The organism is Rothia sp. HC945 (assembly GCF_051370785.1).
Lineage (GTDB): Bacteria > Actinomycetota > Actinomycetes > Actinomycetales > Micrococcaceae > Rothia.
On the sequence record NZ_JBFCSN010000001.1, the window covers coordinates 1485803 to 1510921 of the forward strand.

Consider the following 25119-nt stretch of genomic DNA (forward strand, 5'->3'; position numbering starts at 1 on the left):
ATGAGGATCGCCATTGTGGGAGCCGGAACCATCGGTCAGATGCACGCCGCCAACCTGATGCGAACGGAGGGCGTCACCGAGGTCGAATTGATCGGGCGCGACGCCGCCCGCGTGCGTGACCACGCGACCCGGGTCTCGGAGCGCGCGGGGTTCGAGGGAGCGGGTGTGCGGCTGAGCACCACCACGGACGCCTCCGCTGCACTCGACTCTGCCGACGGCGTCGTCATCGCGACCCCCGGGTCCACTCATCCGGAGCTCGTCAGACACGCGGTCCGCCGCGGGCTGCCCGTGTTCGTGGAAAAGCCGCTGGCTCTCACGGCGAAAGAGTTCACCTCTTTGGTGCAGGACATCGATGCCGCAGGAGCGGAGGACACCGTGATGGTCGGGTTCCATCGCCGCCACAGCAGGGAGTACCGAACCCTCAAGGGCTTGGTGGACGCCGGCCGTGCAGGACGGTTGCGATCGATCGTGAGCGTCGACCACGACAAGTACGCCGCCGATCCCGCAGGACTCTCAGGGTCTGGCGGGATCTTCGCGGACATGATGGCCCACGGCTTCGACCTCGTCCCATGGCTCGTGGGCGAACAGGCGGAAACCGTGTACGCCACGGGTTCCGCGGAAGCCTTCGGATCCTACGAAGACAACAACGAGTTCGACACGGCCGCCGCGTTCCTGACCTTCCCCAGCGGCTTCACCGCCACGCTGTCCGCTATGAGGGGGCACGCGGTGGGGCAGGATGTCAGGACCGTGGTCCACGGAACCGAGAATTCCTATTCCGTGGGCGAGACGGACCGGGTCGCCATGACCCGCATCGCCCCGGACGGCCGCATCGAGGCCCCCGGGGAGACGTTCGAGAGCTATCAGGACCGGTTCGCCGAAGCCTTCGTGCTGGAGATGCAGGACTTCGTGGCCATGGTGGCCGGCGAGGGGCTCAACGAAAGCCCTCCGACCTCGGGGACACACGGCGTCGAACTGCTCGATGCGGCCCGGCGGTCCCTGGCATCCGGTCGCCCCGAAGAGGTCAAGCCACTTCGCTAGGGCCCGTGGCTCTCAACACAGCAGCCTGTGGCTCGTGTAACGTTGTATAGACAACTGTTGGTGAGTTCTCAGGGGTTCGGTGATGACTGAAAGAACACGGGCGGAGACGCAGACCGCTGCCATGGTCCCGGTCGGTACGCCCGGAGTATGGAAGGACGCCGCCAAGCTGATCGTGCTGTCGCTGATCGGCCTGGTGGTGTTCTTCGTTCCGGTGACCATGGACGGCAAATCCTCCATACCCCTGGACCACTTGGTCACGCTCGTCCGGCAGTACGCCGGTCCCGTGGTCCCGTGGTTGATGCTGGCTCTGATCGTGGTCGGCTCCGCCCGGCCTTTCGTCACGGGAAGCTGGAAGCAGACCCCCACCAAGATTGTCTTCTCACTGCTCAACGTCGTCGGCCTGATCGCGGCCCTGCTGATGGTGACCCGTCCGCCATCCTGGCTCGCCGACCCCGATATCGGCCCCTTTCTCTGGAAAACCCTCGTGCAATCGGTGGGGCTGATCGTCCCGATCGGAGCGATCTTCCTCGGTTTCCTCATCGGATTCGGCCTCATGGAATTCGTGGGCGTCTTCGTTCGCCCCGTCATGAGGCCGATCTGGCGGACACCCGGCAGATCAGCGGTCGACGCCGTCGCAAGTTTCGTGGGCTCCTACTCATTGGGCCTCCTCATCACCAACCGCGTCTACAAGTCCGGCGGATACACCGCCAGGGAGGCGGCCATCGTCGCCGCCGGGTTCTCGACCGTGTCCGTGACGTTCATGGTCGTGGTGGCCAAGGCCCTGGACCTGATGGACCACTGGCTGATGTACTTCTTCGTCTCCCTCGTGGTGACGTTCGTGGTCACGGCGATCACGGTCCGCATTCCCCCCGCTCTCACGCGTGCCGGACGAATACTGCCCCGGATCGGTGCCGACACCGGAGCAGAAGATCACGCGCAACCGTTTTGGCGTCGCTCTGGGCCAGGCCCTCGGAACCCTGCGCGAGTCCCCTGGCGTGGCGCGAGTCATCTGGGCGAATTTCAAGGACGGCGTGCTGATGACGGCCTCGATCCTGCCGTCCATCATGTCGGTCGGTCTGATCGGACTGCTGCTGGCCAAGCACACACCGATCTTCGATTGGATCGCCTGGATCTTCTATCCGATCGCGTGGCTGGTCCGGCTGCCCGAACCGTTGCTGGCCGGCAAGGCCGTGGGCGTCGGTCTGGTAGAGATGTTCCTTCCCTCGGCACAGGTAGGCCCCGACGAGAGCATCATCCTCCGATTCGTGGTCGCCGTGGTCTCGGTGTCCGGCATCATCTTCCTCTCCGCGATGGTCCCTTCCATCCTGGCCACGGAAATCCCGCTCAAGTTCTGGAAGCTGATCGTGATCTGGTTCGAGCGTGTGGTCATTTCGCTGGTCATCACGACGCCGATTGCGTACCTGCTCCTGTGACGGTGCCTGCGGCAGTTCTTGTGTCATTCTGAGAGAAACACCGTCTGCCAACGGAGGGGGGGGACCATGCCGGCGGAACACGACCCGGCCGCGGGGCGGCACCGTTTTACCGGGCACATTGCCGGGGTCGGAACGGCCGGTGGGACCCGCATGGTTCTGGGGTCCTGGTCCAGAACTCCGCACGGCCCGTTCGCGGATGTCATGGTCGCGCATCCCGACGGCGCCCGCGAGCTGATCGCCCCCGACCAGTGGGTCGCGGACTTCGTCTCGGCGACCTACACCTTCGACAGAATCCGCATCGCTCCGGTACGAGTCGATGCTGGGGACAAGGCTCCGGGGGCATCCCCCGGAGCCCGGTGGTCGGTTCGGGCCGGGCCTCTGGAATGGACCTTCGACGTCGGGGCCCGGCGTCCCCTCGGGTGGGCCCTCCGTGGGATTCCTCGAAAACTCGGGACGAGCCTCGCCTTCGCCAGGGTCACCGACCGCGTGGCCCCCTGGATTCTCCCCGGCGTGCGCACCCTGGGGACCGCGGGCAACGGGAGAACCGAGTGGTACGCGGCCACCGACCTGCACGCGATACACCATTCGTTCGGTTCCTGGGCGGGTTGCGCCCTCGGGGACATGACACCGGTCGACCCCACCCCCGACTTCGGATTCGGGTCGACGCCGCGGGAACCGAGTCTGACCTCACTGACCAGCACCGTCGTGGTGCCCTGAGAGCAGGCGGGGGGCGGGGCTTGGCTGGGGCTGGGTCGGTCGAGGTGGCAGTTTCGTGCGGCACCTCCACACGAGGTGGCAACCTAGTGCGGAGATCACCCATCAAACCGCACAACAGTGCCACCTCGGGCCAGGACACAGCCCCAGATCCGCCGCATCAGGCCGGCGCGCCCGCCGTGGTCGGGGTCCCGTTCGCGCCCGACGCATCGGGGGCTTCCTTCGCCAAGTCCGGGAACGCGGCCATGACGCCCGGCTGCACCAGCCGGCCGCTCGCGGTGTTGACGCCCTTGGCGATGGCCGCATCCGAGACGATCGCGTACTCCGCCCCGTTGCTCGCGATTGACTTGATGAACGGCATGGTCGCGTTGGTCAGCGCCTTGGTCGCGGTCTCGGGAACCGTGCCGGGCATGTTGGCCACGCAGTAGTGCCGGATTCCGTCGACCTCGAAGATCGGATCGTGGTACGTCGTTGCGTGCGAGGTCTCGAAGGCACCGCCCTGGTCGATGGCGACGTCGATGAGCAGCGCATCCTTCTTGAGCAAGGACAGCTGATCCCTGGTCACGACCTTCGGGGCCGCTCGACCGGGAACGAGCACGGCACCGATCACGACGTCGGCGTTCTTGAGTTCTTCCTCGACGGTGACCGGGTTGGACATCAGCACGCGAGCGCGCCGATCCAGGATGTTCTCGAGTTCACGGATCCGCTTCGGCGACATGTCGAGGACCGTGACCTCGGCTTGCATGCCCAGGGCCAGCAGGGCCGCGTTGGCACCCACGGCGCCACCGCCGATGATCACCACGCGCCCCGGAGCCACGCCGGGCGCTCCGCCCAGCAGCTTGCCCGGTCCGTTCCCGTCACGAGTGAGGTGGCGCGCGGCGGCGTGCACCGCGAGCCGACCCGCGATCTCGCTCATCGGGGTGAGCAGCGGGAGCCCGGTCTCGTCCTGGACCGTTTCGTAGGCGATGGACAGTGTGCCGGCCTCGAGCAGGGCCTCCGTCAGGGCCCGGTCCGCGGCCAGGTGCAGGTAGGTGAAAAGTGTCAGGTCTGAACGCAGGTAACGGTATTCGGCCTCGATCGGCTCCTTGACCTTGATCAGGAGCTCGGCCTGGGCCCAGGCATCGTCCTGGTCCGTCATCGTCGCGCCGACTTCCTGGTAGGCGGCATCCCCGAACCCCGCCGAGACACCGGCTCCGGACTCGACGAAAACGGTGTGGCCGCTCCGGACCAGTTCGGACACATTCGCGGGAGTGAGGCCGACCCGCTCTTCCTGCGGTTTGATCTCCTTGACGACCGAAATGCGCATGGTTTCTCTCCTTCTGATATTGCCTGTGTTCCCTAGCGGGACGCGATGTTGTAGAAGCGAATGTTCTGGTATTCCTCGAGGCCTTCGGCCCCGCCCTCTCTGCCGAGTCCCGACTGCTTGACGCCGCCGAAGGGGGCCGCAGCGTTGGACGGGACGCCCTGGTTGATCCCCACCAAGCCGGTTTCCAACCGGTCGGCCGCCCGGAACGCTCGGTCGAGACTCTCCGTGAAGACGTACCCGGCCAGCCCGAACTCCGTATCGTTGGCCCGCGCGATGGCTTCGTCCTCGTCGTCGAAGCGCTGGATCGCCGCGATCGGGCCGAAAATCTCCGTGCCCGTGATTCGTGCCTTCGAGGAGACGCGGTCCAGCACGGTCGGCTCGAAGTAGTTGCCCGTGCCCTCGGGTGCGTGACCGCCGGTCAGCAATTCGGCCCCGTCCTCAACAGCGCCCTCGACCAGCCCCGCCATGTCCCGCACGGCGGACTCGTTGATCAGGGGGCCGATTCCCACGCCCTCGGTGAGGCCGTGACCGATGCGGACCGACTCCATCTGCTCCCGGAATGCGGACACGAAATCGTCGGCGATCCCGCTCTGCACGTACATCCGGTTGGCCGCGATGCAGGACTGACCGCCGTTGCGGAGCTTGGCAGCGGCGGCACCGGCGGCGGCTCGTTCCACGTCGGCGTCGTCGAAGACGATCAGCGGGGCGTTCCCGCCAAGTTCCATGGACGTCCGCAGGACCCGCTCGGAAGCCAGGCCCAGCAGGGTCCGTCCAACCTCGGTGGACCCGGTGAAGGAGACCTTCCGGGTGTACTCGTCCCGGAGCGCGGTCTCACTGAACATGCTCGAACTGGACGTGGTCACCACCTGGACAAGGTCCTCCGGGACTCCGGCCTCGTGCGCGAGCTGGACGGCGTAGTACGCCGTCAGCGGGGTCGCCGTGGCCGGTTTGATCACCGCGGGACATCCAGCCGCGAGTGCGGGGGCGATCTTCCGGGTCGCCATGGCCAACGGGAAGTTCCACGGTGTGATGAGGACCGCCAGACCCACAGGGCTTCGACGGGTCACGATACGAGATCCGCCGTCCGGAGCCTCCTGGAAGTTCCCGCCCGAGCGCACGGACTGCTCGGCATACCACCGGACGAAGTCGTTGCCGTACTTGACCTCGCCCCTGGCCTCAGGGAGGGTCTTACCCATTTCCCTGGTGATCAGCAGCGCGATCTCCTCGGCGTTCTCGTTCAGCAGTTCCCACCAGCGGTGCAGGACGTTCGACCTTTCGCGAGGCGTGGTCTGCGCCCAATCGGCACCGGCCCGGTGGGCCGCGCCCAGGGTCCGCGTGATGTCGGTGTGATGCGCGTCCGGGACGTGCGCGATCGTCTCCCCCGTCCCGGGATCCGTGACGGCGATCCCGGTGTCGGCCAGGTCGAGGCCGCGAACGACGTCGTCCGCCCTCTCGACTCCGGCACTATCGGGTGGGGCCACGGTTGCGGTGCTGGTCCGTGCGTTCACGATGCTGCCTCCTCGCGGATGGCCTCGTCCATGGCGGCGAGGAAGTCGTCGAGTTCCTGTTCGGTCATGATGAAAGGTGGGCTGACCTGGAGGGTGTTGCCGCGCAAGGGCCTCGAGACGAATCCCTTGTCGACCATGCGGTCGCAGACCGCGCCCGCCGAAACCTCGTCGCGGAGGGTCACTCCGCCCAGCAGTCCGGCGTACCTGACCTCGACGACGTCATCGTTACGGGAGGCCAAGGAGTCCAGGGCCGCACCGAACGTGGGCTCCAGATCGTGCACCCGCTGGACCAGGTTCTCGTTCTGCAGGATCTCGAGGTGCTTGATGGCGACGGCGGATGCGGTGGCGTGCCCCGCATAGGTCGAACCGTGCCGGAAGATCGGAGTGTCGGGGGAATCCTCGTAGAAGGGCTCCCAGATGCGGGGGCTCACGAAGATCCCGCCCAGCGGGGCATAGCCCGAGGTCACGCCCTTGGCGAAGGTCACCAGGTCGGGTTCGAGCCCGTAGCGTTCCGTGGCGAACATCGTGCCGAGGCGCCCGAAGCCGGTGATGACCTCGTCGAGGATCAGCAGAATGTCGTTGTCGCGGCAGAGTTCCTGAATTGTCTCCAGGTATCCCTCCGACGGCGGATTCACACCGCCGGTCCCCTGAACCGGTTCGGTCACGATGGCGGCGATGTTCTCCGCACCGATCTCCTCGACCACACGACGCACCTGCTCGGGGTCGTCCAGCGAGATACGGGCCGTCTCCGGGACCAAGGACTCGGTGCCGTACCCCTCACGATTGAACTCCAGTCCGGCGATGCTCGTGCCGTAGGCGTGCAACCCGTGGTACGCGAATTCTCGGCTCAGGATGATCTGTTTCGAGGAGCGCCCCTCGCGCTGCCAGTGCCTCCGGGCGAGCTTGCAGGCGACGTCGATCGCGTCCGACCCGCCGCTGTTCAGGATGATCTTGGGGTCCGGGATGGGCGAAACCTCGGCCAGCTTCTCCGCGAGGGTATCCGCCTTGTCGTTCGTGAAGCGGGCGAAGGTGTGGTACGTCTCCAGCTTCATCATCTGGTCGTAGGCCGCCTGGGCGAGCTCGGGCCGGGAGTGGCCGATATTGGCGTGCCACAAGCCGGCCGTCCCGTCGAAGAGCCGTTGGCCCTCCCGCGTGACGATGTAGGAGCCCTCGCCGCCTTCGATCACGAGCTGTCGCCCGATGACCTGCGGCGCCTGCGCCTGGGCAGGCCACAGGGCGGGGCCGTCGACCGGAGCCCTGTTCGTGGCTTCTGAGGCGTTGTTCTCGATAGTGGTGGTCATGATCGTGGTCCTTTCTGACTCAACGGTGTTCATTGCGAGATGTATCCGCCCTCGACCGGAATCGTGGTTCCGGTGACGTACGCTGCGCCGGAACTGGCCAGGTAGGAAACGGCGGCCGCGACGTCCGAGGGCTCGGCGATCCGTCCGAGCGGGATCTTTCCGGCGACGTCTTTCTCCGTGCCCTCCGGGTCGTCCTGGTCGGCGACCCAGCTGTCGTACAACGGGGTCCGTGCCATGCCCGGGGCCACGGCGTTGACCCGAATGTTGTGGGGTGCGAGCTCGACGGCGGCCGCCGTCGTCAATGACTGGATCGCACCCTTGCCGGCGCCGTAGAGGCTCATGGTGGGAACACCGATCAGGGCCAAGCGCGAGGTGATGTTGATGATCGCCCCGCCGTCCCCCTGGTCCCGCATGACGCGGCCAGCCGCCTGCAGCGCGGAAATGGTCCCGAAGACGTTGATCTCGAAGTTCTCGCGGAGTTTTTCCTCCGGGAGATCCAGAACCGAGCCGACAAGGTCCACCCCGGCGTTGTTGACCAGGACGTCCAGGCGCCCGCCCATGGACACGGCCTCGCCCACCAGCCGCTGGATGTCCTCGGAATCGGACAGGTCGGCCCTGACCCACCGGGCGTTCTGGCCGAGCTCCGAGGTCACCGCTTGGCCCCGTTCATCGTTACGACCGGAGAGGATCACCAAGAATCCGTCTTCGACCAGGCGCCGGGCAATTTCCACGCCGATTCCGGAGTTCGCCCCGGTCACCAGGGCCACTGGTTGCTGTTCCGTCACTGTCTATCCTTTCGTCGAATTCTCGTCGGAAGCGTCGGTCCGGCCGACCGTCGGCGTCGAACCGGTCTTGGCACCGATCAGTTCTTCTCCGCGGGCCGTCCGCAGGTCGTCGTCCGTGCCAGGAACCACGTTCCCCCGCAGGGACCGGCCCGCAGTCTCCCGGAAGGTGAGGACCGCGATCAGCCCGACGACGCCCGCGGCCGCGAGGTACCAGCCCGGAACCAAGGGGTTCCCGGTCTTGTTGATCAGCAGCTCGTTGACCATGCCGGCCGTGCCGCCGAAGATCGCAGTCGAGATGTTGTACCCGACGGCGAACCCGGAATACCGGACCTTGGTCGGGAACAGCGCAGGCAACGTCGCCGAGATCGTAGAGATGAGCATGACCAGGAAGAGCCCGAGGATCCCGATGCCGAGCAGTTGGGTCACGAAGGAATCGACCTGAATCAGCATCATGGCCGGAACCGAGAGCAGCACGAACCCGGACGAGGCGACGATGAGGATCGGACGCCGCCCGATCTTGTCGCTCAGTGCGCCGAAGGGAACGATGACCGCGATCATGATCAGCTGGATGATGACCAGGGAGAAGTTCGACTGGGCTGTGCTGTGGCCGAGTGTCGCGGAAAGGTAGCTCGGCATGTAGGTCAGCACGAGGTAGAACGCGATGTTGAGCAGCGTCACGAACCCAATGAGCTTGAGCACCTGGAGCGGGTAGGTCTTCAACAGGTTCCCGAGGGCCTTGAGGGCGGAGGGCTGATCGCCCTCTTCCTCGACGTCCTCGGTGAACGTCTCCGGGTCGTGCAGGTGACGCCGCATCCACAGGGCAAGGATGCCCATGAGAATCGTGAGGACGAAGGGGAGCCTCCACCAGCCCGCCATCATGCCGTCCTCACCGACAATCAGGGTCAGGACGGTGCAGAGGATAGCGGCACCGCTGTACCCAACGAGCGTCCCGAATTCGAGGAAGCATCCGTAGATCCCGCGGCGGTTGTCCGGAGCGTGTTCGGCCATGAAGACCGCCGCGCCGGCGTACTCGCCGCCCGCCGAGAATCCCTGGATCGCGCGCAGCAGGATCAGTGCGATCGGCGCCAGAAAACCGGCCGTGTCGTAGGTCGGCAGCAGCCCGATACACGCCGTGGACGTACTGATCAGGGCGATGGTGAGAACCAAGACCTTCTGACGTCCGAACTTGTCGCCCAACGGGCCGAAGATGAACCCGCCCAGGGGCCGGACGAGGAAGGAGACGGCAAAGGTCCCCAGGGCCATGACGCGCGCGAGCGCGCTGCCGTCGTCGTCGAACGTGAAGAAGAGGTCCGAAATGTAGACGAGCAGGTAGCCGTAGATGCCGTAGTCGAACCATTCGATGGCATTACCGATGGCCGAGCCGGCGACGGACTTTCGCGCCGTCTTCTTCTCGTCGACCGTCATGTCGATCTCGGAAGTGATCGGGGGCGGTTCGTAGACAGGGCTCTGGGACATGGGGTCCTCCCGAAGGTGCAAGGGTGGGTGTCCACCCGTTCAGTGGGGGTTGGTCAGGTGGTCATGGACTTCGATGAGCGGAGGGCTATCAGCGCGTAGGTTCTCGCCGCCTCCAGCAGTTCAGGTATCTCCACGCTTTCGTCGGGTTGATGGGCTTGGTTGTTGACGTCGCCGGGGCCGAGAACCACCGTGGGGATCTGGTGGACGCGGTTGACGAAGCCGCCTTCGCACGCGGCCGTCCACACCCCGGTCTCTCCGCTGCCGCCAGCACGCCGTACCGCGTCCTGGCACCCGGTCACGAAGTCGTCCTCGGGGTCCGTTCTGAACCCCGGCATGATCATGTCGATGGAACCGGTCAGCGAGATCCGTTCCGCTCCCGCACGGTTTCGTCCGCGCACGGCCCGCGTGGCCCCGGCCAGGATCTCGGACAGGATCGTGGCGGGGTCCTCGCCGGGTAGCGTCCGGCGGTCCAACGCGAGCTCGCACTGGTCCGCAACGATCGAGGTTCCGTGACCGCCGCGGATCGACCCCACGTTCCAGCACGCCCGGCCAAGTTCCGTATCCGGGTGGGCCCTCAGGGCGACATCGTCGGCCTCGATCGTGCCGATGACGTCGCTCGCGGCGAGGATCGCGCTCGCGCCGTCGTCCGGGTTGCCGGCATGGGCGCTGACGCCGGTGATCTCGAGCCTGAGATTGGTTGCTCCCCGGCACGCCGTGATGATCTTCATGCCCGTCGGCTCGGCGGCCACACAGCCGGTGTACTCCCCCGCCGGTTCGGAGGCCACGTAGTGTTGTGCCCCGGCCGCGTCGCATTCTTCGTCGACCGTGACCAGCAGCGTCATGGGGACCTCGGGCGCGACCGCGTGAACGGCGTTCATGGCGACCACGAGAGAGGCCAGCCCGCCCTTCATATCGGAGGACCCGCGTCCTATCAGGCGGTTTCCCCACCGACGCGGTTCGAACGGGTCGGCTGTCCACCCGGCACCGGCGGGGACCACATCACTGTGGCCGAGGAAGAGGACGCCGCCGTTCCCGGTGCCGTCTCCTCCAAGCCTGGCCGTCAGGTTCGAACGGCCTGGAGCCACCTCGTCTACCTCGATCCGGGCCCCGATCGCGGCGAGCGCACCGGACAAGGAGACGACGGTCGCTTCCTCGGTGCCGCCGGGGTTCTCGCCACCGGCACGAATCAGTTCCTCCGCGAGCGCGACGATGCTCTCGGCGTCGATCCTTTCGGTCACCTTCTCCGCGCGCCGCGTGTCCGTGGCGGCGAGGTCGGTCGATGTCATCAGAGGGTCCCCCGTTGCTGCTCCGCGAACTCGTCCAGTGCGGTCCCGAGCCTCTCGACACCCTCGCGGATCCGTTCGGGCGAGGATGTGGCGAAGCACAGACGCAACGAATGGCGCTGGCTCCCCGAGTCGGTGAAGGCCGGCCCCGGGATGTAGGCGACACCGTGGCGCAGCGCGAGCGGGAACAGTTCTTCGGTGTCGATCCCTGAGTACTTGCCCTGGAGATCGATCCACAGGAAGAAACCGCCGTCGGGGTCCGTGGAACGGATGTCGTCACCGAAACGCTCCGCGAGGGCCTGAGTCATCGCTTCCTTGCGCTCCCGGTAGATCGAACGCAGCCAGTCGATGTGCTCGTCCAGTTTCCCTTCCGCGAGGTAGTCCGAGACGACCTTCTGCATCGGAACACTGGTGCACGTATCCATGGCCGGTTTTGCGTTGACCGCGATGTCCCGGAGGGAGGGGTCCAGCTCCATCCAGCCCACGCGCAGGCCCGGGGCCAGTGTCTTGGAGAACGTGCGGACCTGGATGATCCTGGGATTTCCGGGGCTGAGTTCCAGGAATCCGGGAACTTCCTCGCCCTCGAACCGAAGGGCGCCGTAGGGGTCGTCGTCGACGATGTACGCATCCCACTTCTCGGCGAGCTCCAGGAGCATTTCGCGGCGTTCCCGCGTCATTGTGGTCCCGCTCGGGTTCTGGAAATTGGGGATCGTGTAAATGGCCTTGGGGGTCTTCCCGAAGTTGTCGACCAGATCGGGCAACGCTTCGACCACGAGCCCGTTCTCATCCATCGGCGCCTCGATCACGGAGGCCTGATAGCTCAGGGCCGTACCGATGCCGTTGGTGTACGTGGGGCATTCCACGATGACGCCGTCGCCCGGGTCCACAAGCATTTTGAACGCGATGTCGAGCCCCTGCATCCCGCCCGTCGTCACGACGATGCGTTCGGGGCTGGTCTCGATGCCGCGCGAAGCCTGGTAGCGAACGATCTGGTCGACCAGGTCGGCTTCTCCCTCGCTCGCGCCGTAGCCGAAGCGACCCTCCGCGGCGGTCCCGAGGATGCGCCCGAAGTCTTCCGTGGGGATCAGCTCGTCATTGGGCGCACCCATTGCAAAACGGACGATGTCATGGGTCTGACTGGCGAGGAGAGCCGTCGAGGCATCGATCACGGACCCCTTCAGCTCGCTGGCTCTGCTGGCCAGGCGGGTCGTGGAGATGGTTGAGGTTGTCATGGTTACCTCCCTGAGTCGAGTCTGATGAGGCCGTGCGGAATGCTGCTGAAGGTCTCGCATCCGGTGGGCGTGACCCTGATGGATTCCGAGACCTCGTATCCCATGCCGGTCAGCCACATGCCGGCGATGAGATGAAAAGTCATGTTGGTGTGCAGAACCGTGGTGTCGCCTTCCCTGATGCTCACGGTCCTTTCGCCCCAGTCCGGCGGATAGCCGACGCCGATCGAATAGCCCAACCGGGAATTCTTGGAGTACCCGTTCCGGTCAAGCACGGCGGTGAATGCTCGGGCGACGTCGTCGCTGGTGCTCCCCTCGCGGACGACCTCAAGGGCCGCTTCCAGTGCCTCGTCCGTGACGCCGGCCAGGCGCTCGAGGTCCGGTTGAGGACTGCCGATGATGGCGGTCCGGGCCAACGGCGCGTGGTACCGACGGTGGGCGCCGGCCAATTCGACCGAGATCGGCAGCCCCTGAGGAGTGGGAGTATCCGCCCACGTCAGATGCGGGGTATCCGCGCCGGCGCCGGTGGGGAACATGGGGACAATCGATGCGTAGTCGCCGTCCACGTCGCCGTCGCCCCTCGCCTGGGCCGCCATGACGTCTGCGGCGATCTGGTTCTGGGGGCGACCGGGACGGAGCCCGGCGAAGGCAGTGTCCATGGCGATCTCACAGATCCGGCCTGCCTTTCGCATATAAGCGATCTCGGCGTCGGACTTGATGAGGCGTGCCCAATTCACGAGGTTGTGGGACTCGACGAGGTTCCAGCTCGGCAGGCCGTCCACGAGGGATCGATACGTGCGGACGGTGAAGAAGGCGGCGTCGCCCTCATAGCCGACGCGCAACGCCCCGCCGTAGCCCAATTCACGCAGGGACTCGGCAATCCAGTCGCCAGGATGGACATCGACCTGGTGGATGTACGTCTCCGGATAGCCGAAGATCCGATCCCCGGGAACCTGGGTGATGGTCCTGTGGGCGCCATTGGCGTCCATCTCCCGGGCGAAGAATCGGAGCTCGCCGTCAACCGGGACGAACAGCAACTGCGGCGTATAGAAGGACCAGGCATCGTAGCCGGTCAGGTAATAGATGTTGGCCGGATCCGCGACCAGGAGGGCATCGAAGCCCTCGGCGACGGCCAGTTCCCGGACCCGCTGGCGACGAGCTTCGAACTCTTCCGCGGAAAACGGGGCCTCCCTGGTGCCGTCCACGTTCTGTCGGGACAATTCCCCCTCCTCTCGAGCTCTGTGAGCCACCTCTCGCTTCGTGGTGATATCGATGCTATGCGTGGCTGACAAGGGGAAGAAGAAGGGGCAACTTGCCCATAGGGTTAAGTTGTAGTTAAAGATTCCCCTTTCCCCGATAAGGACCGACCATGCTGAACGTCCAACGACTGATCCAGTTGCGCGAACTGGACTCCCGCGGGAGCCTCGCCGCCGTCGCCCGTGCCCACGAGATCAGCCCCGCCGCCGTATCCCAGCAACTCGCCCTGCTGGAGAGGGAAGTCGGTATCCCCCTGACCGAGCGGGTCGGCCGCCGAACCCTCCTGACCCCGATGGGCAAGAAACTGGCACGGAGGGCGGATCAGGTGGTCGGCATCCTGGAGAGCGCGGAGGCCGATGTCGACGCCGCGCTCAGCGACGTCCACGGAACGGTGCGGCTCGCGTCCTTCGGATCCTTCGCCGTCTCGTACTTCGCCGAGATCCTGCACCGGATGAAGGCCTCGTATCCGCAGGTCACGGTCGAGTTCGCGCTCCAGGAGCCGACGGCGGCGATTTCGAGCCTGGTCGGCCGGCGCATCGACGTCGCCATCACGGACGAATTCTCGGGCCGGCCGCAGCCGGTCGAGACCGAGTTGAATTCGGTGCACCTGTTCCGGGACCGCATCGTCGCCTACTCCCCGTGGCCGGTGGACTCTCTCCAGGACCTGGCGGAGGTGCCGTGGGTCCTCGAACCCGCCGGGAGCACGGCCGCGGAATGGGCCCTGAGCACGTGCCGTCGCGCAGGCTTCGAGCCCCGGGTCAGTTACGAATCCTCGGACCTGCGCTTCCACCACGACCTGGTCTGCGCGGGCATGGCCGCCGCGTTCCTTCCCGACATGGTGTTCGACAACGGGCTGACCCCCATCGAGCGGCCGGCCCACGCGATCGAGTGGCCCGCGGACAACTCCCCCGATCTGTACCGGGATGTGCACGCGCTGACCCGACGCGGGGCCCAGCTCAAACCGGCAACGAAGGCCCTGGTCGAGCACACGATGCGAGTGACGGCCGGCTAGGCGAGCCGGCCGGAGGGGGTGCGGTGCCGGCGGGAGAAGTGGGTGCGGTGCGACCTAGTGCCGAGGCGGCATTTTCAGCTCGAGGAGAATCGGCGGAGATTGAACAGCCCCGCCAGCGCGGCAAGGCCCAGGACCGAGAACGAGAGCAGACCCGTGGCCGCCAGCCCGAGAACGGGGATCAGCAATCCGGCCGTGACGGAGGGGACCGAGATGGACAGGTACGCGACGACGAAATAGCTCGTGGTGACCTCGGTTCGGTGTTCGGAAGCGGCCGCGGCGGTCACGACCCGCAACCCGGTCATGAACAGCAGGCCCTGTCCCGCCCCGTTCAGGATCGCCGCGAGAACAAGCAACGGCAAGGACTCGAAGCACAGCGTCAGGATACCGAGAAGCATCCCGCAGGCCAGGGACAGCGAACCGCAGAGAATGAGCCAACGATCGGACAGGCTTTTCAACGCAACCTGCGCCGCGGCCGAAGCCAGGAAGACGGCGCCGATGACCAGGCCCAACGCGGCGGGGGCCGTCACGGCGAGCATCTGGGACAGCACGTTGGGCACGACCGACGAGTAAATGCCCATCGTGGCGAATCCGACCACGGCACCCAGCGACGCCGGACCGAAAACGTGCCGGGTCTCGGCCGGAACGCCGGGCATCTGGAGGCGGAAGGCACCGCGTCGTCGTTCGATCGGGTCCCGCATGGGAAGCAGGGCCAGACCGGCGAGGACCAGCATCACCACGTGCAGCACGTACGGTGCACGCAGTGACCAGCCATCCGGAAACGCGACCAGCGCGACTTGCGATGCGACGCCGGCCAACACGATACCCAGCCCCAGGCCACCGATGTTGGCGGCCGTTGCCACCGCCCCACCGAGCCGTTCGCGGCCCACGGGGGCATTCTCCATAACGCTGACGGTTCCGGTGGATGTCAGCAGGCCGGCGGCGAACCCGGAAAGCACCCTGCCCACAAACAGCAACCATTCCTGAGTGCCTATGCAGAACAGCACCGCGGAAGCGATCGAGAGGATCACCCCGACCAACAGGACGGGTCGCCGGCCGAGCATTTCCGAGAGTCTGCCGAAGAGAATCAGGCCGAGGATCACGCCGCCCGCGTAGATCGCGAACAACTCGGTCGTGACCGTGCCGCGAAATCCGAATTCCGACTGGTATTGCGGATACAAGGGGGTTGGAAGGGTCGTGCCCAGCATGACCGTGGTGAAGACATAGGCGGCCGCTGCCAGGGACGCAACGGTCGCGGCTTTCGGTCTTGTGCGTGTGCTCATGGCTCCATTGTGGTCCGCCCACGACCGACCCCGGCCCCTCGCTTCACGACGTCTCACATGACGACAATCGCGCGTCCGGTGATCTCGCCCCGATCGAGGGCCTGATATGCCTCATCAACGTCCTCCAGGGAGTAGCGCCTGGTCACCGCCTCTTTCAGACGGTATCCGCCATCCGCTGCGAGCTGGGCGACCGCGGGAAGGTCCACCCTGGTCACGGCTCCGAAGGACCCGGTGACGGTCTGGCCTCGGCGCACCAGCGGACTGATCTCGACCTCCCCGTAGACCCCGCCCGGGGCAATGCCGATGGCGATCATCCTGCCTCCTTCGCGCAGGAGGGACGCCGCTTGCGTGAAGGTCTCGGGCCGGCCCAGTGCCTCGAAAGCCACATGGACACCCTTGCCATCGGTCATCTCCCGAACCGCTTCCTGAGGATCCGTGGTGGTCGAGTTGACGACTTCATCCGCGCCGAGACGGCGAGCAGCTTCGAGCTTCTCGTCGGCGACGTCGATCGCGATGACCTTGGATGCCCCCTGGTGTTTCGCGACCTGGATCAGGCTGGTGCCGACGCCGCCGACGGCCACAACCGCGACCGTCTCTCCTTCCACCAGACCGGATTTTCGCACGGCCCCATAGGCCGTGAACGCGGCGCATCCGAGAATTGCACCCTCTTCCGCCGGGACGTTTTTGGGGCGCGGGGTCAGGGCGGAGATCGGCACGACCGAGTATTCGGCCATGCCGGCCATCGAATACATGGAAAGACGCCGGCCGTCGGCCGCGGTCAAGCGAGAGGTCCCGTCGAACAGATTGCCTTTGAGCCGGTTTTCTCCGAAGAACTTCTCGCACAGGTCGTCCCTTCCCTGGAGGCACTGTTCGCACTCCGTGCAGGGCATGATGAACGCGCCGATCACGGGAGTCCCCACCTCGATCCCGCCGGCGTCCACGGTGCCTTCGCCGATCGCGACGACATCGCCGCTGACCTCATGGCCGATGACGCCCGGAGCGGGGAAGGCGACTTCACCCTTGAGCACGTGGAGGTCCGTGTGGCACACCCCGCAGGACGTGATGCGCACGAGTGCTTCGTCTCGCGAAGGGACTGGAACGGGGATGTCCTCGGTGGTGAGTCGGGGAGAATCCCCTTGCCAGATGGCGGCGCGCATGGTTTCCGGAATGGTGATGCAAGTCATGTACTGATGCTCCGTCCGTAGCCTCGGTATTGCAAGAATGACGCCGACACACGACGCGGCGGCCCTCCCCGCCCGGGTCATCGGGTGGGGTGGACCGCCGCGTCAGTGCATCGTGGTGGCTACTACTTCTTTCGTCCCACCGCGAAGATGGCGCCTGTCGTGACGTCTTCCTCGACCGATTCGAGGGTCCGGCCGCGGGTTTCGGGCAGGTACTTGAACATCACGAGGATCGCGATCGCGTTGATGACGGCGAAACCGAAGAACGACCCCGTCAGGCCCACCGCCTCGAGAGCGACCGGGAAGAAGTAGCTCACGAGGGCGTTGGCGATCCACATGCAGAAGACGGAGAATCCCATGCCCACCGCGCGCATGTGCAACGGGAAGATCTCGGAGAGCAGAACCCAGGTTGCGACGTTCAGGAAGGTCTGCATGGACCCCACGAAACACACCACCAGAATCAGGATGATGTAGGGGCGGGCGGCGGAGTCGGCAGGAACGGCAAAGGACGCGATACCGATCAGCACGTGGAACAGGGTCACGAGCGTGTACCCGGTGATGACCGTGGTGCGACGATTGATCTTCTCCATCATCCACAGAGCGATGAACGCACCGATCACTGCGATGACACCGGGAGCGATGTTGGCGACGAGCGCCGCGTTGAGCGCGAATCCGGACTGCTCGAGAACGATCGAACCGTAGTACATGATCGAGTTGATGCCGGTGAGCTGCTGGAAGACCGCGAGCGCAATGCCGACCAACAGGATGCGCAACAACCACTTGTTCTTGAGGACCGATTTGAGCCCGGTCTCGCTCTCCTTCTTCTCGAGCTCGCTGACCTGCTGGACGTCCTCGATCTCGGCGATGGCCCGCTCCTCGGAGCGGATGGTCTTCAGGACGGTCAGGGCTTCATCGTGACGTCCCTGGTTGATCAACCAACGGGGCGACTCGGGCATGCGGAGCATCCCGAAGAACAGGCAAATGGCCGGGAGGGCACAAATCGCGAGCATGACGCGCCAGACGTGATCCATGTGGCCGAGCGTGTTGCCCAGGACTGCGTTGACCACGAAGGCCGCGAGCTGGCCCACGACGATCATCATTTCGTTGCGCCCTGAGAGCGAGCCACGGATCTCGTACGGTGCGAGCTCCGCGAGGAACACGGGAACCACTGTCGATGCGCCGCCCACGGCCATGCCGAGGAGGAAGCGACCGATGAGCAGGACAATGATGTCCGGCGCGAACACGCACACGGCCGTTCCGAGGAAGAACAGGACGGCGAGCATGATGATCGTCTTGCGACGCCCCCAGGCGTCCGAGAGCTTGCCGATGCTCACGGCACCAACGGCCGCACCCACGAGCAAAGAACTCGTGACGAGACCCTGGGTATCGGCCTTGAGCCCGAGCTCCGCCGACATCGGTTCGAGAGCTCCGTTGATGACGCCGGTGTCGTAGCCGAACAGCAGGCCGCCAAAGGTTGCGACGAGGGCGACCAGACCCAGGCGCCGTTTGTGTGCCCCTTCGGTCAGGGGCGGAAGCGGTCTGGAGGGTTTCTCCGTTGCAGGGCCACTCATGATGACTCCTTCGATAGCGCCCGAGAGGCTTCCTCGCCCCTCGGAGCGGTTGTTGATTATTGGTGATTAGTGGGCATGACGCCCTGGCGAGCCGCATCAACCATGTCCGTCATGGTGTCCAGTTGATAGCGGGAGACTGCGGAGGCGTCTTCGTTCTCTGCGAAGACGCTCGAAACCATGACCGTGTCCTCGGAGTCGAGGAAACCGATCTCATTGAGGCCACCGAAGAATTCCTGCCAGTCGACGTCGCCGTCGCCGATCTTGAGGTGCTGGTGGACTCGGGCGGGACTTCCGGGAGGGTTGGTGATGTACCGCAACCCGTTGGAGCGGTGGTGGTCCATGGAGTCCGCCACGTGAGCGACCCTGATGCGGTCTCCAGCAGCGCGCATGATCTCCAAGGGTTCGTCCTCCATGTGGAAGGTGTGGCAGGCGACGTAAACCATGCCCAGGTTCTTGGAATTGGCCCCGCGGATCACCCTCCAGGCGTCGAGGCCCCGCTCGACGAAATCATCGGGGTGGGGGTCGATAGCGATGTGCAGGCCTTCGCGCTCGATGATGGGGAGCAGCTCCTCCATCGACCGGTAGAAAGCACGCTCGGATTCCTCGGCGAGTTCCGGGCGCCCCTGGAATTCCGTGTTGAGCTGTTGGACACCCAGGTCGACGGCGATCCGGATGATCCGCTTCCAATTCCGGACGGCGGCCTCACGAGCGTCAGGGTCCGGGGAGGACCAGCGCATCACGGGCAGGATCGAGGCAATTTCGACGCCGGCGTCCTTGCAGGCCGCACCCAACTGACCGACGAGGTCGTCGTCAGCCTTGGGATGGTTGAAGAATGGGATGAAGTCGGGGTGCGGGGTCATTTGCAGGTAGTCGTACCCAAGGTCGTTGACCAAGCGGGGGAACTCGAGCAGGGAATGCGTTGCGTGGAAAGGGGTGGGATCGAGGGCGATCTTCACGTGTTCTCCTCATCCAGTGTCGGCGGGCGACCGTTCATGCCTGTGATTTGGGTCGCAATGCAAAAGTGATCCGAAAATGGGGCTTGCCGCGGTGACGCGGACAAGCCCCGGTTTTCGGGGTGACCCTTATTTGTCCTATCATATGCACAATAAGGGTCAGTTCAAAGTTTCCAACGAAGAAATCGAGTCAGTTGGGGACAGGGACCGGGATCAACGGTAGAGACCCGGTTTCGGCTTGAGTTTCACGTCCACCGAGGTCCCCGGGTCCGCGATCGCCTCGAGGCCCGCTTCGCAGCCGGCCGCGGCCGCGTAGCCGTCCCAGGCGTCGGGTCCGGCGACCTCGCCGGCCAGACATCCGTCGATCCATTCCTGGATCTCGGTGTCGTAAGCGTCCACGAACCTCTCTTCGAAGCCGGGAGTCACCTGGTCGACGCCTTCCTCCAGGTGGTTCCTCTCGAACACGGCCCGGGTGGTCACGGCGTACCCGTATTCGGCAGTCACATGGGTACTGACGGACACGCGGATCCCGGATTCGGTCTCCATGAGAACCTGCGCGGGGTCCACGAGCCCCTCTTTGGCTCGGGAAGAGCTCTTGCACGCCCGCACTTCGACCGAGGTAACCTCCTCGCCCGTCAGATAGCGGACAATATCGAATTCGTGGACCACGGTGTCATCGATCAGGTTCCGCCCGGTGTAATCGTCCGGAACGCCGGGATTGATGTGCTCGCAGTCCAGGGCGAGCAACTCGCCGTGTTCCCCCGAGCGAACGGCCGAGCGGATCGTGCGGTAGCCCTGGTCGAATCGCCGCATGAAACCGACCTGGATCAACCTCTTGCCCATCGACTGCTCGGCCTCGACCACGCGCCACGCCGACTCGGAATCGGGGGTCAGCGGCTTCTCGCAAAACACGGGGAAGCCCTTGGCCAGCGCGGGAAGAAGAACCTGCTCGTGCAGGAACCCGGGGGTCGCGACCATCACGGCGTCGACCTCTCCCGAATCGAGGGCCTCGGTGAAGTCCGTGAAGACCTTCGCCCCCTCGATCCCCTCGATGGCGGCCTGGGCCTTGGGTTCGTCGATATCGACGACGGCGGCGACGCGCACGTTCTTCATACGATTCTGGAGACGCACAATGTGGTCGGAGCCCATTCGGCCCGCCCCGACGACTCCGACGCGCAGGATTTCGTTCATGGTGGTTGTTCCTTTCGAAAGTTTCGGATCCGTGGACCCGTGTCAGGCGACCACGGTGCGTGCGCCGCAGCTCAGAAGGTACTTGCGGGTGCGCGATGCGATCGGCAGAGGATCGTCGAAGCTGGCCACGGGGTACATGTCCTGTTCCACGATGCCGTACAGCGGACGCTCCAGCTTCTCCGAGGCTTCGATGACTGCGCGCAGGTCGGGAAGCCCCTTCGGGGGCTCACACATGACTCCGGCAGCCGTCGCATCCTTGAAGGTCATGTCCTCGGCGCGAACCTTGGCCAGGGTATCCGGGTGGACCTGCTTCAGATGGAGGTATCCAATGCGCTCAGGGTACTTCTCGATCAGTTCGACCGACGACGCCCCACCGTATTCTGCGTGACCGGTGTCCAGGCAGAGGGTCACGAGCTTGGGGTCCGTCATGGCCAGGAATTTCTCAATCTGGTCCATGGTCTCCACGTGCGAATCCGCGTGGGAATGGAATTGCTGGAAGAGACCGTACTCGCTCTGGAGACGCTGCCCGAGCTTGTCGTGCCCGGCGGCCAGGTCGTCCCATTGGTGGTCGGTCAGCGTTCGGTCCTCGAGGGCGCGGCCCGTCTTGTCGTCCCGCCACAGGGCGGGAATGACGACCACGTGTTGCGCTCCCATGGCCGCGGTCAGCTCGGCGACTCGGCGCGCCGGCTCCCACGCGGCGTCCCACTGGTCCGCGCCACGGTGGAATGCGGTGAAGACCGTGCCGGCGCTGATGCTCAGATCGCGTTCCTTGAGCTCCTTGGCGAGCGTTTCCGGCTCCGCGGGGAGATACCCGTACGGTCCGAGCTCGATCCATCGGTAACCGGACTCGGCCACCTCATCGAGGAATCGCTGCCACGGGGTCTGCTGATCGTCATCGGGGAACCACACGCCCCATGAGTCGGGGGCCGTTCCGATGATGAGGTTGTTTTCGAGGGTGGGAGCGGTCATCGCTGGCACTCGCTTTCGACGGTGAAAGTGCGAAAAGAGGGGTGCTCGGGCACCTCGCGACCTGAAAGGCCGCGAGGTGCCCGAGCGTTGGTGGCGCGGAGCCCAGGGCCACCGGAGGCGGTGTCCCTGGGCCCGCGACGCGGATTAGCCGTCGGAGCTGGCGGGCATCGCGAACGATGCGCCGGAGACCGCCTTCGGCTCGGGCCACCGCTGGGTAACGACCTTGCCGCGGGTGTAGAACTTGATTCCGTCCGGCCCATAGATGTGCAGGTCGCCGAACAACGAGTTCTTCCAGCCACCGAAGGAGTGCCAGGCGACCGGCACCGGGAGGGGAACGTTGATGCCGATCATGCCCACCCGGACCTTGCGCTGGAAGGTGCGGGCCACGGCCCCATTGGACGTGAAGACGGCGGTGCCGTTCCCGTAGGGGTTCGCGTTGATGATCTCGATGGCTTCTTCAAGGGATTCCGCGCGGATGACCACGAGGACCGGCCCGAAGATTTCCTCCTCGTAGGCGCTCATCTCCTTGTTGACCTTGTCGAGAATGGTCGGGCCCACGAAGAAGCCTTCCTCGTGGTCCTTGACCACCAGGTCTCGGCCGTCCAGGACGACCGCGGCGCCCGATTCCTGCGCCTCCCCAACGATGCGGGTGATGCGCTCCTTGGAGGCCGGGGTGATGACCGGACCCATATCCGCCTCGGGGTCGGTGCCCTCGGTGACCTTGATCCCGGAGGCCAGATCCTTGACTCGGGAAACGACCTCGTCGGCGGCGTCGCCCACGGCAACCGCCACAGAAATGGCCATGCACCGCTGGCCCGCGGACCCGAACGCGGCCGCGTTGAGGTGTTCCGCAGCCATGGTCATGTCGGCGTCCGGCATGACGACGGCGTGGTTCTTCGCGCCTCCCAGGGCCTGAACGCGCTTGCCGTTCTGGGTTCCGGTCTCGTAGACGTACTTCGCGATCGGGGTGGACCCCACGAAGGAGATCCCGTCCACGTCCGGGTGGGTCAGCAGCCCGTCGACCATTTCCTTGTCGCCGTGCAGGACGTTGAAGACACCGTCCGGGAGCCCGGCTTCCTTCCACAGCTTGGCGAGCAGCATCGACGCGGAGGGGTCGCGCTCGGACGGCTTGAGGATGAAGGCGTTGCCCGTGGCGATCGCGACCGGTGACATCCAGAGCGGGACCATGACCGGGAAGTTGAAGGGCGTGATGCCCGCAACCACGCCGAGCGGCTGCCGGAACGAGAACACGTCAACACCGGTCGACACCTGATCGGAGTATTCGCCCTTGAGCTGTTCGGAGATGCCGCACGCGAACTCGATGACCTCGAGACCGCGGCTCACTTCACCCTTCGCGTCCGAAAGCACCTTGCCGTGCTCGGCGGTGATGATGCGGGCGAGTTCGTCCGTATTGGCATGGACCAGCTCGCGGAACTTGAACAGCACCGCGGACTTCTTGGCGAGGGACATCTCGGCCCACGCCTCCCCGGCCTTCTTGGCCGAGGCGACAGCGGCTTCCAGGTCCTCCTTGGCACCCAGGTGCAGGTTGCCGGTCACGGCACCGGTGGCAGGGTTGTAGACGTCCTGGCGGCGCTCGCCCGATCCATCGGTTTCACTTCCATTGATGAAGTGCTTGATGTCTGTGGTCAACTTCTTCTCCTTACGGGGATTGGTGCCAAATTCTTGCACTCGGCGGGGGTGTTCGTATCCGTCCGTCAGCCCAGAAGGGGCTTCTGTGTGGATTTCTTGCTTTCGTAAACCTTGTACGCCTCCTGTGTGGAGGACAGGTCCGAGACCGATGCCACCGGAACGTCCCACCAGGACTCCGAGTCGGGCGCATCGATCAGGGGGTCCGAATCAACATGGATCAGGATGGGGCCGGAGCCCTCGGGAGCGGCCTTGGCCCGCTTGACGGCCTCGCCCAGGTCCTTCCCCACGTTCTCCCCCGGTTCCACGCGGATCACGTGGACACCCAGGGACTCGGCGTTCGTCGCAAGATCGATGGGCAGGGTCTCTCCGGAGTCGAAGGACATGCCCTCGTCGTCGTGGTAGCGATACTTGGTCCCGAACCGTTGGGATCCGAGGGACTCCGAGAGGGCCCCGATCGAGGCGTATCCGTGGTTCTGGATCAGCACGACGATCAGTTTGATTCCCTCGGCGACCGCGGTGACCAACTCGGTGTGCATCATCAGGTACGAACCGTCACCGACCATCACGACGACGTCGCGGTCGTCCTGTTCGTGGAGGCTCGCGCGCTTCACGCCCAGACCGCCCGCGATCTCGTAGCCCATGCACGAGTAGGCGTACTCCACGTGGTAGCCGTACGGATCCTTGACGCGCCAGAGTTTGTGCAGGTCACCAGGCAGGGATCCCGCAGCGCAGATCACGACGTCGCGATCGTCCATCGCTTCGTTCACGGTCCCGATGATCTCGTTCTGGGAGGGAAGCGGCCGGTACCTCTCGGCGAACGCGGCGTCGGCAATCGAGTCCCACCGCTTCTTCTCTTCGGCGACGCGACCCGAGAGCTCCTCCGGGACGAGGATCCCCGAGACGGCGTCGTTCATCTTCACCAGTGCCTTGCGGGCATCGGCGACCACGGGAACCTGCGTTCCCTGCTTGTACGCGTCGAAGGAGGCCACGTTGATGTTGACGAAGGAGACCTCCGGATTCTGGAAAGCCGTCCGCGATGCGGTCGTGAAGTCCTCGTACCGCGTTCCGATCCCGATGATCAGGTCGGATTCGGCCACGAGAGCGTTGGAAGCAGTCGAACCGGTCGAACCCACAGCCCCCAGGCACAACGGGTGGTCCCAGTCCATGACGCCGACACCGGCCTGCGTGTACGCGACCGGGATGCCGGTGGACTCGGCGAACTGGCGCAGTTCGTTGACCGCGAAGGCATAGTGCACCCCGCCGCCGGCGATGATCACGGGCTTCTTCGCGGACCGGATCTTGACCATGGCCTCGCGGATGTCTTCGTCCTCGGCCTCGGGCCGGCGGATTCTCCACTCTCGCTCCGCCAGGAATTCCTGGGGAACATCGATGCGTTCGGCCTGGACGTCCTGGGGGAGGGCGATCGTCACGGCCCCCGTTTCGACCGGGTCGGTCAGCACCCGCAGGCCGTTGAGTAGCGCGGAGAACAATTGCTCCGGGCGCCACACGCGGTCGAAGTACCGTGAGACCGGCCGAAGCGTGTCATTGACGGTGACGTCATAGGCGTCGGGACGCTCGAGTTGCTGCAGGACCGGGTCCGTCGTCCGCGTGGCGAAGACGTCGGACGGGAACAGCAGTGCCGGCAGGCGATTGGTGGTCGCGAGCGCCGCGCCGGTCACGAGGTTGGTGGAACCGGGGCCGATGGAGGTGGTCGAACCGTAGGTTGCCCGACGCCTGGTATGACGGGCGTAACCGGTGGCCTGGTGAACCATCGCTTGCTCGTTCCGCCCCTGGTAATAGGGCATGATGCTGGGATCCTGCCCCTGGAACTGACGCAGGGCCTGGCCCACCCCGGCAACGTTGCCGTGACCGAAGATGCCGAACATGCCGGGAACGGTCCGCTCGCGGTACTCCTCGGACCCAATGCGATCCACGGTGTACTGCTGGCTCAGGAAGCGAACGAGCGCCTGCCCTACGGTCAT

22 protein-coding genes and 1 pseudogene are annotated in these 25119 nt (G+C 65.3%); 5 read left to right on the top strand and 18 right to left on the bottom strand.

Features of this window, described 5'->3' with window-relative positions:
- Positions 1 to 1038, top strand: coding sequence for a Gfo/Idh/MocA family protein (locus tag AB0Y14_RS06585; RefSeq protein ID WP_436588387.1), 1038 nt, complete (start codon positions 1 to 3; stop codon positions 1036 to 1038).
- A gap of 12 nt (positions 1039 to 1050) precedes the next feature.
- Here the strand turns inward: AB0Y14_RS06585 and AB0Y14_RS06590 are convergent, their stop codons facing one another.
- Positions 1051 to 1428, bottom strand: a complete 378-nt coding sequence (locus tag AB0Y14_RS06590) for a hypothetical protein (RefSeq protein ID WP_436588852.1) — start codon at positions 1426 to 1428, stop codon at positions 1051 to 1053.
- 28 nt (positions 1429 to 1456) lie between these two features.
- On the opposite strand from AB0Y14_RS06590, the pseudogene AB0Y14_RS06595 reads away from it, so the two are divergent.
- Positions 1457 to 1762: pseudogene (locus AB0Y14_RS06595) on the top strand (nucleoside recognition domain-containing protein); the annotation flags it as partial.
- On the opposite strand, the gene AB0Y14_RS06600 reads toward AB0Y14_RS06595, so the two are convergent.
- Positions 1723 to 1884, bottom strand: coding sequence for a hypothetical protein (locus AB0Y14_RS06600; protein ID WP_436588853.1), 162 nt, complete (start codon positions 1882 to 1884; stop codon positions 1723 to 1725). The pseudogene AB0Y14_RS06595 and the gene AB0Y14_RS06600 sit on opposite strands and share 40 nt — an antisense overlap.
- 35 nt (positions 1885 to 1919) lie before the next feature.
- Here AB0Y14_RS06600 and AB0Y14_RS06605 point away from each other — a divergent pair, with 35 nt between their 5' ends.
- Entirely contained in the window at positions 1920 to 2471 is a 552-nt protein-coding gene (locus tag AB0Y14_RS06605; protein WP_436588854.1) for a hypothetical protein, read from the top strand.
- A 66-nt stretch (positions 2472 to 2537) separates the two neighbouring features.
- Positions 2538 to 3188, top strand: coding sequence for a hypothetical protein (locus AB0Y14_RS06610; protein WP_436588388.1), 651 nt, complete (start codon positions 2538 to 2540; stop codon positions 3186 to 3188).
- Between the two features lie 157 nt (positions 3189 to 3345).
- Here the strand turns inward: AB0Y14_RS06610 and ald are convergent, their stop codons facing one another.
- From ald to AB0Y14_RS06650, 8 genes are read right to left on the bottom strand one after another with little or no spacing between them, the layout of a single operon-like run.
- On the bottom strand, positions 3346 to 4491 hold the full coding sequence (ald, locus tag AB0Y14_RS06615; RefSeq protein WP_436588389.1) for an alanine dehydrogenase: 1146 nt from the start codon (positions 4489 to 4491) through the stop codon (positions 3346 to 3348).
- A 32-nt stretch (positions 4492 to 4523) separates the two neighbouring features.
- The gene (locus AB0Y14_RS06620) at positions 4524 to 5999 is read right to left on the bottom strand and encodes an NAD-dependent succinate-semialdehyde dehydrogenase (protein ID WP_436588390.1); all 1476 of its coding nucleotides are present in this window, start codon (positions 5997 to 5999) and stop codon (positions 4524 to 4526) included.
- On the bottom strand, positions 5996 to 7300 hold the full coding sequence (locus AB0Y14_RS06625; protein WP_436588391.1) for an aminotransferase family protein: 1305 nt from the start codon (positions 7298 to 7300) through the stop codon (positions 5996 to 5998). Before AB0Y14_RS06625 ends, AB0Y14_RS06620 begins: the two co-directional genes overlap by 4 nt.
- Positions 7301 to 7329: 29 nt before the next feature.
- Positions 7330 to 8085: an SDR family NAD(P)-dependent oxidoreductase gene (locus tag AB0Y14_RS06630; protein ID WP_436588392.1), complete on the bottom strand. Its 756-nt coding sequence runs from the start codon at positions 8083 to 8085 to the stop codon at positions 7330 to 7332.
- 3 nt (positions 8086 to 8088) lie between these two features.
- Entirely contained in the window at positions 8089 to 9561 is a 1473-nt protein-coding gene (locus tag AB0Y14_RS06635) for an MFS transporter (protein WP_436588393.1), read from the bottom strand.
- A gap of 53 nt (positions 9562 to 9614) precedes the next feature.
- Positions 9615 to 10847: a M20 family metallopeptidase gene (locus tag AB0Y14_RS06640; protein ID WP_436588394.1), complete on the bottom strand. Its 1233-nt coding sequence runs from the start codon at positions 10845 to 10847 to the stop codon at positions 9615 to 9617.
- Positions 10847 to 12076, bottom strand: a complete 1230-nt coding sequence (locus AB0Y14_RS06645; RefSeq protein WP_436588395.1) for a PLP-dependent aminotransferase family protein — start codon at positions 12074 to 12076, stop codon at positions 10847 to 10849. The genes AB0Y14_RS06640 and AB0Y14_RS06645 overlap by 1 nt, the downstream gene beginning before the upstream one ends.
- A 2-nt stretch (positions 12077 to 12078) precedes the next feature.
- Positions 12079 to 13293 carry a M24 family metallopeptidase gene (locus AB0Y14_RS06650; protein WP_436588396.1) on the bottom strand — a complete coding sequence of 405 codons (1215 nt, stop codon included), beginning with the start codon at positions 13291 to 13293 and terminating at the stop codon, positions 12079 to 12081.
- A gap of 149 nt (positions 13294 to 13442) precedes the next feature.
- Here AB0Y14_RS06650 and AB0Y14_RS06655 point away from each other — a divergent pair, with 149 nt between their 5' ends.
- A complete protein-coding gene (locus tag AB0Y14_RS06655) occupies positions 13443 to 14342 on the top strand; it encodes a LysR family transcriptional regulator (protein ID WP_436588397.1) in 900 nt (299 codons plus the stop codon).
- Between the two features lie 74 nt (positions 14343 to 14416).
- Here the strand turns inward: AB0Y14_RS06655 and AB0Y14_RS06660 are convergent, their stop codons facing one another.
- From AB0Y14_RS06660 to iolD, 8 genes are all read right to left on the bottom strand, one after another.
- Entirely contained in the window at positions 14417 to 15622 is a 1206-nt protein-coding gene (locus AB0Y14_RS06660) for an MFS transporter (RefSeq protein WP_436588398.1), read from the bottom strand.
- 53 nt (positions 15623 to 15675) lie between these two features.
- The gene (locus tag AB0Y14_RS06665; RefSeq protein WP_436588399.1) at positions 15676 to 16806 is read right to left on the bottom strand and encodes a zinc-binding dehydrogenase; all 1131 of its coding nucleotides are present in this window, start codon (positions 16804 to 16806) and stop codon (positions 15676 to 15678) included.
- Positions 16807 to 16928: 122 nt separating this feature from the next.
- Positions 16929 to 18374 carry a sugar porter family MFS transporter gene (locus tag AB0Y14_RS06670; RefSeq protein ID WP_436588400.1) on the bottom strand — a complete coding sequence of 482 codons (1446 nt, stop codon included), beginning with the start codon at positions 18372 to 18374 and terminating at the stop codon, positions 16929 to 16931.
- A gap of 56 nt (positions 18375 to 18430) precedes the next feature.
- Positions 18431 to 19330 carry a sugar phosphate isomerase/epimerase family protein gene (locus AB0Y14_RS06675; protein ID WP_436588401.1) on the bottom strand — a complete coding sequence of 300 codons (900 nt, stop codon included), beginning with the start codon at positions 19328 to 19330 and terminating at the stop codon, positions 18431 to 18433.
- 210 nt (positions 19331 to 19540) lie between these two features.
- A complete protein-coding gene (locus AB0Y14_RS06680; RefSeq protein ID WP_436588402.1) occupies positions 19541 to 20518 on the bottom strand; it encodes a Gfo/Idh/MocA family protein in 978 nt (325 codons plus the stop codon).
- Positions 20519 to 20560: 42 nt separating this feature from the next.
- Positions 20561 to 21487, bottom strand: a complete 927-nt coding sequence (locus AB0Y14_RS06685) for a sugar phosphate isomerase/epimerase family protein (protein WP_436588403.1) — start codon at positions 21485 to 21487, stop codon at positions 20561 to 20563.
- A 144-nt stretch (positions 21488 to 21631) separates the two neighbouring features.
- Positions 21632 to 23137: a CoA-acylating methylmalonate-semialdehyde dehydrogenase gene (locus AB0Y14_RS06690; RefSeq protein ID WP_436588404.1), complete on the bottom strand. Its 1506-nt coding sequence runs from the start codon at positions 23135 to 23137 to the stop codon at positions 21632 to 21634.
- Between the two features lie 65 nt (positions 23138 to 23202).
- Positions 23203 to 25119, bottom strand: coding sequence for a 3D-(3,5/4)-trihydroxycyclohexane-1,2-dione acylhydrolase (decyclizing) (gene iolD / locus AB0Y14_RS06695; RefSeq protein ID WP_436588840.1), 1917 nt, complete (start codon positions 25117 to 25119; stop codon positions 23203 to 23205).

What these genes read in the sequence shown, in the direction of transcription:
- AB0Y14_RS06585 (WP_436588387.1), top strand. Translation starts at nt 1, where the DNA reads ATGAGGATCGCCATTGTGGGAGCCGGAACCATCGGTCAGATGCACGCC.
- AB0Y14_RS06610 (WP_436588388.1), top strand. Translation starts at nt 2,538, where the DNA reads ATGCCGGCGGAACACGACCCGGCCGCGGGGCGGCACCGTTTTACCGGG.
- ald (WP_436588389.1), bottom strand. Translation starts at nt 4,491, where the DNA reads ATGCGCATTTCGGTCGTCAAGGAGATCAAACCGCAGGAAGAGCGGGTC.
- AB0Y14_RS06625 (WP_436588391.1), bottom strand. Translation starts at nt 7,300, where the DNA reads ATGACCACCACTATCGAGAACAACGCCTCAGAAGCCACGAACAGGGCT.
- AB0Y14_RS06635 (WP_436588393.1), bottom strand. Translation starts at nt 9,561, where the DNA reads ATGTCCCAGAGCCCTGTCTACGAACCGCCCCCGATCACTTCCGAGATC.
- AB0Y14_RS06640 (WP_436588394.1), bottom strand. Translation starts at nt 10,847, where the DNA reads ATGACATCGACCGACCTCGCCGCCACGGACACGCGGCGCGCGGAGAAG.
- AB0Y14_RS06645 (WP_436588395.1), bottom strand. Translation starts at nt 12,076, where the DNA reads ATGACAACCTCAACCATCTCCACGACCCGCCTGGCCAGCAGAGCCAGC.
- AB0Y14_RS06655 (WP_436588397.1), top strand. Translation starts at nt 13,443, where the DNA reads ATGCTGAACGTCCAACGACTGATCCAGTTGCGCGAACTGGACTCCCGC.
- AB0Y14_RS06660 (WP_436588398.1), bottom strand. Translation starts at nt 15,622, where the DNA reads ATGAGCACACGCACAAGACCGAAAGCCGCGACCGTTGCGTCCCTGGCA.
- AB0Y14_RS06665 (WP_436588399.1), bottom strand. Translation starts at nt 16,806, where the DNA reads ATGACTTGCATCACCATTCCGGAAACCATGCGCGCCGCCATCTGGCAA.
- AB0Y14_RS06670 (WP_436588400.1), bottom strand. Translation starts at nt 18,374, where the DNA reads ATGAGTGGCCCTGCAACGGAGAAACCCTCCAGACCGCTTCCGCCCCTG.
- AB0Y14_RS06680 (WP_436588402.1), bottom strand. Translation starts at nt 20,518, where the DNA reads ATGAACGAAATCCTGCGCGTCGGAGTCGTCGGGGCGGGCCGAATGGGC.
- AB0Y14_RS06685 (WP_436588403.1), bottom strand. Translation starts at nt 21,487, where the DNA reads ATGACCGCTCCCACCCTCGAAAACAACCTCATCATCGGAACGGCCCCC.
- iolD (WP_436588840.1), bottom strand. Translation starts at nt 25,119, where the DNA reads ATGACCGTAGGGCAGGCGCTCGTTCGCTTCCTGAGCCAGCAGTACACC.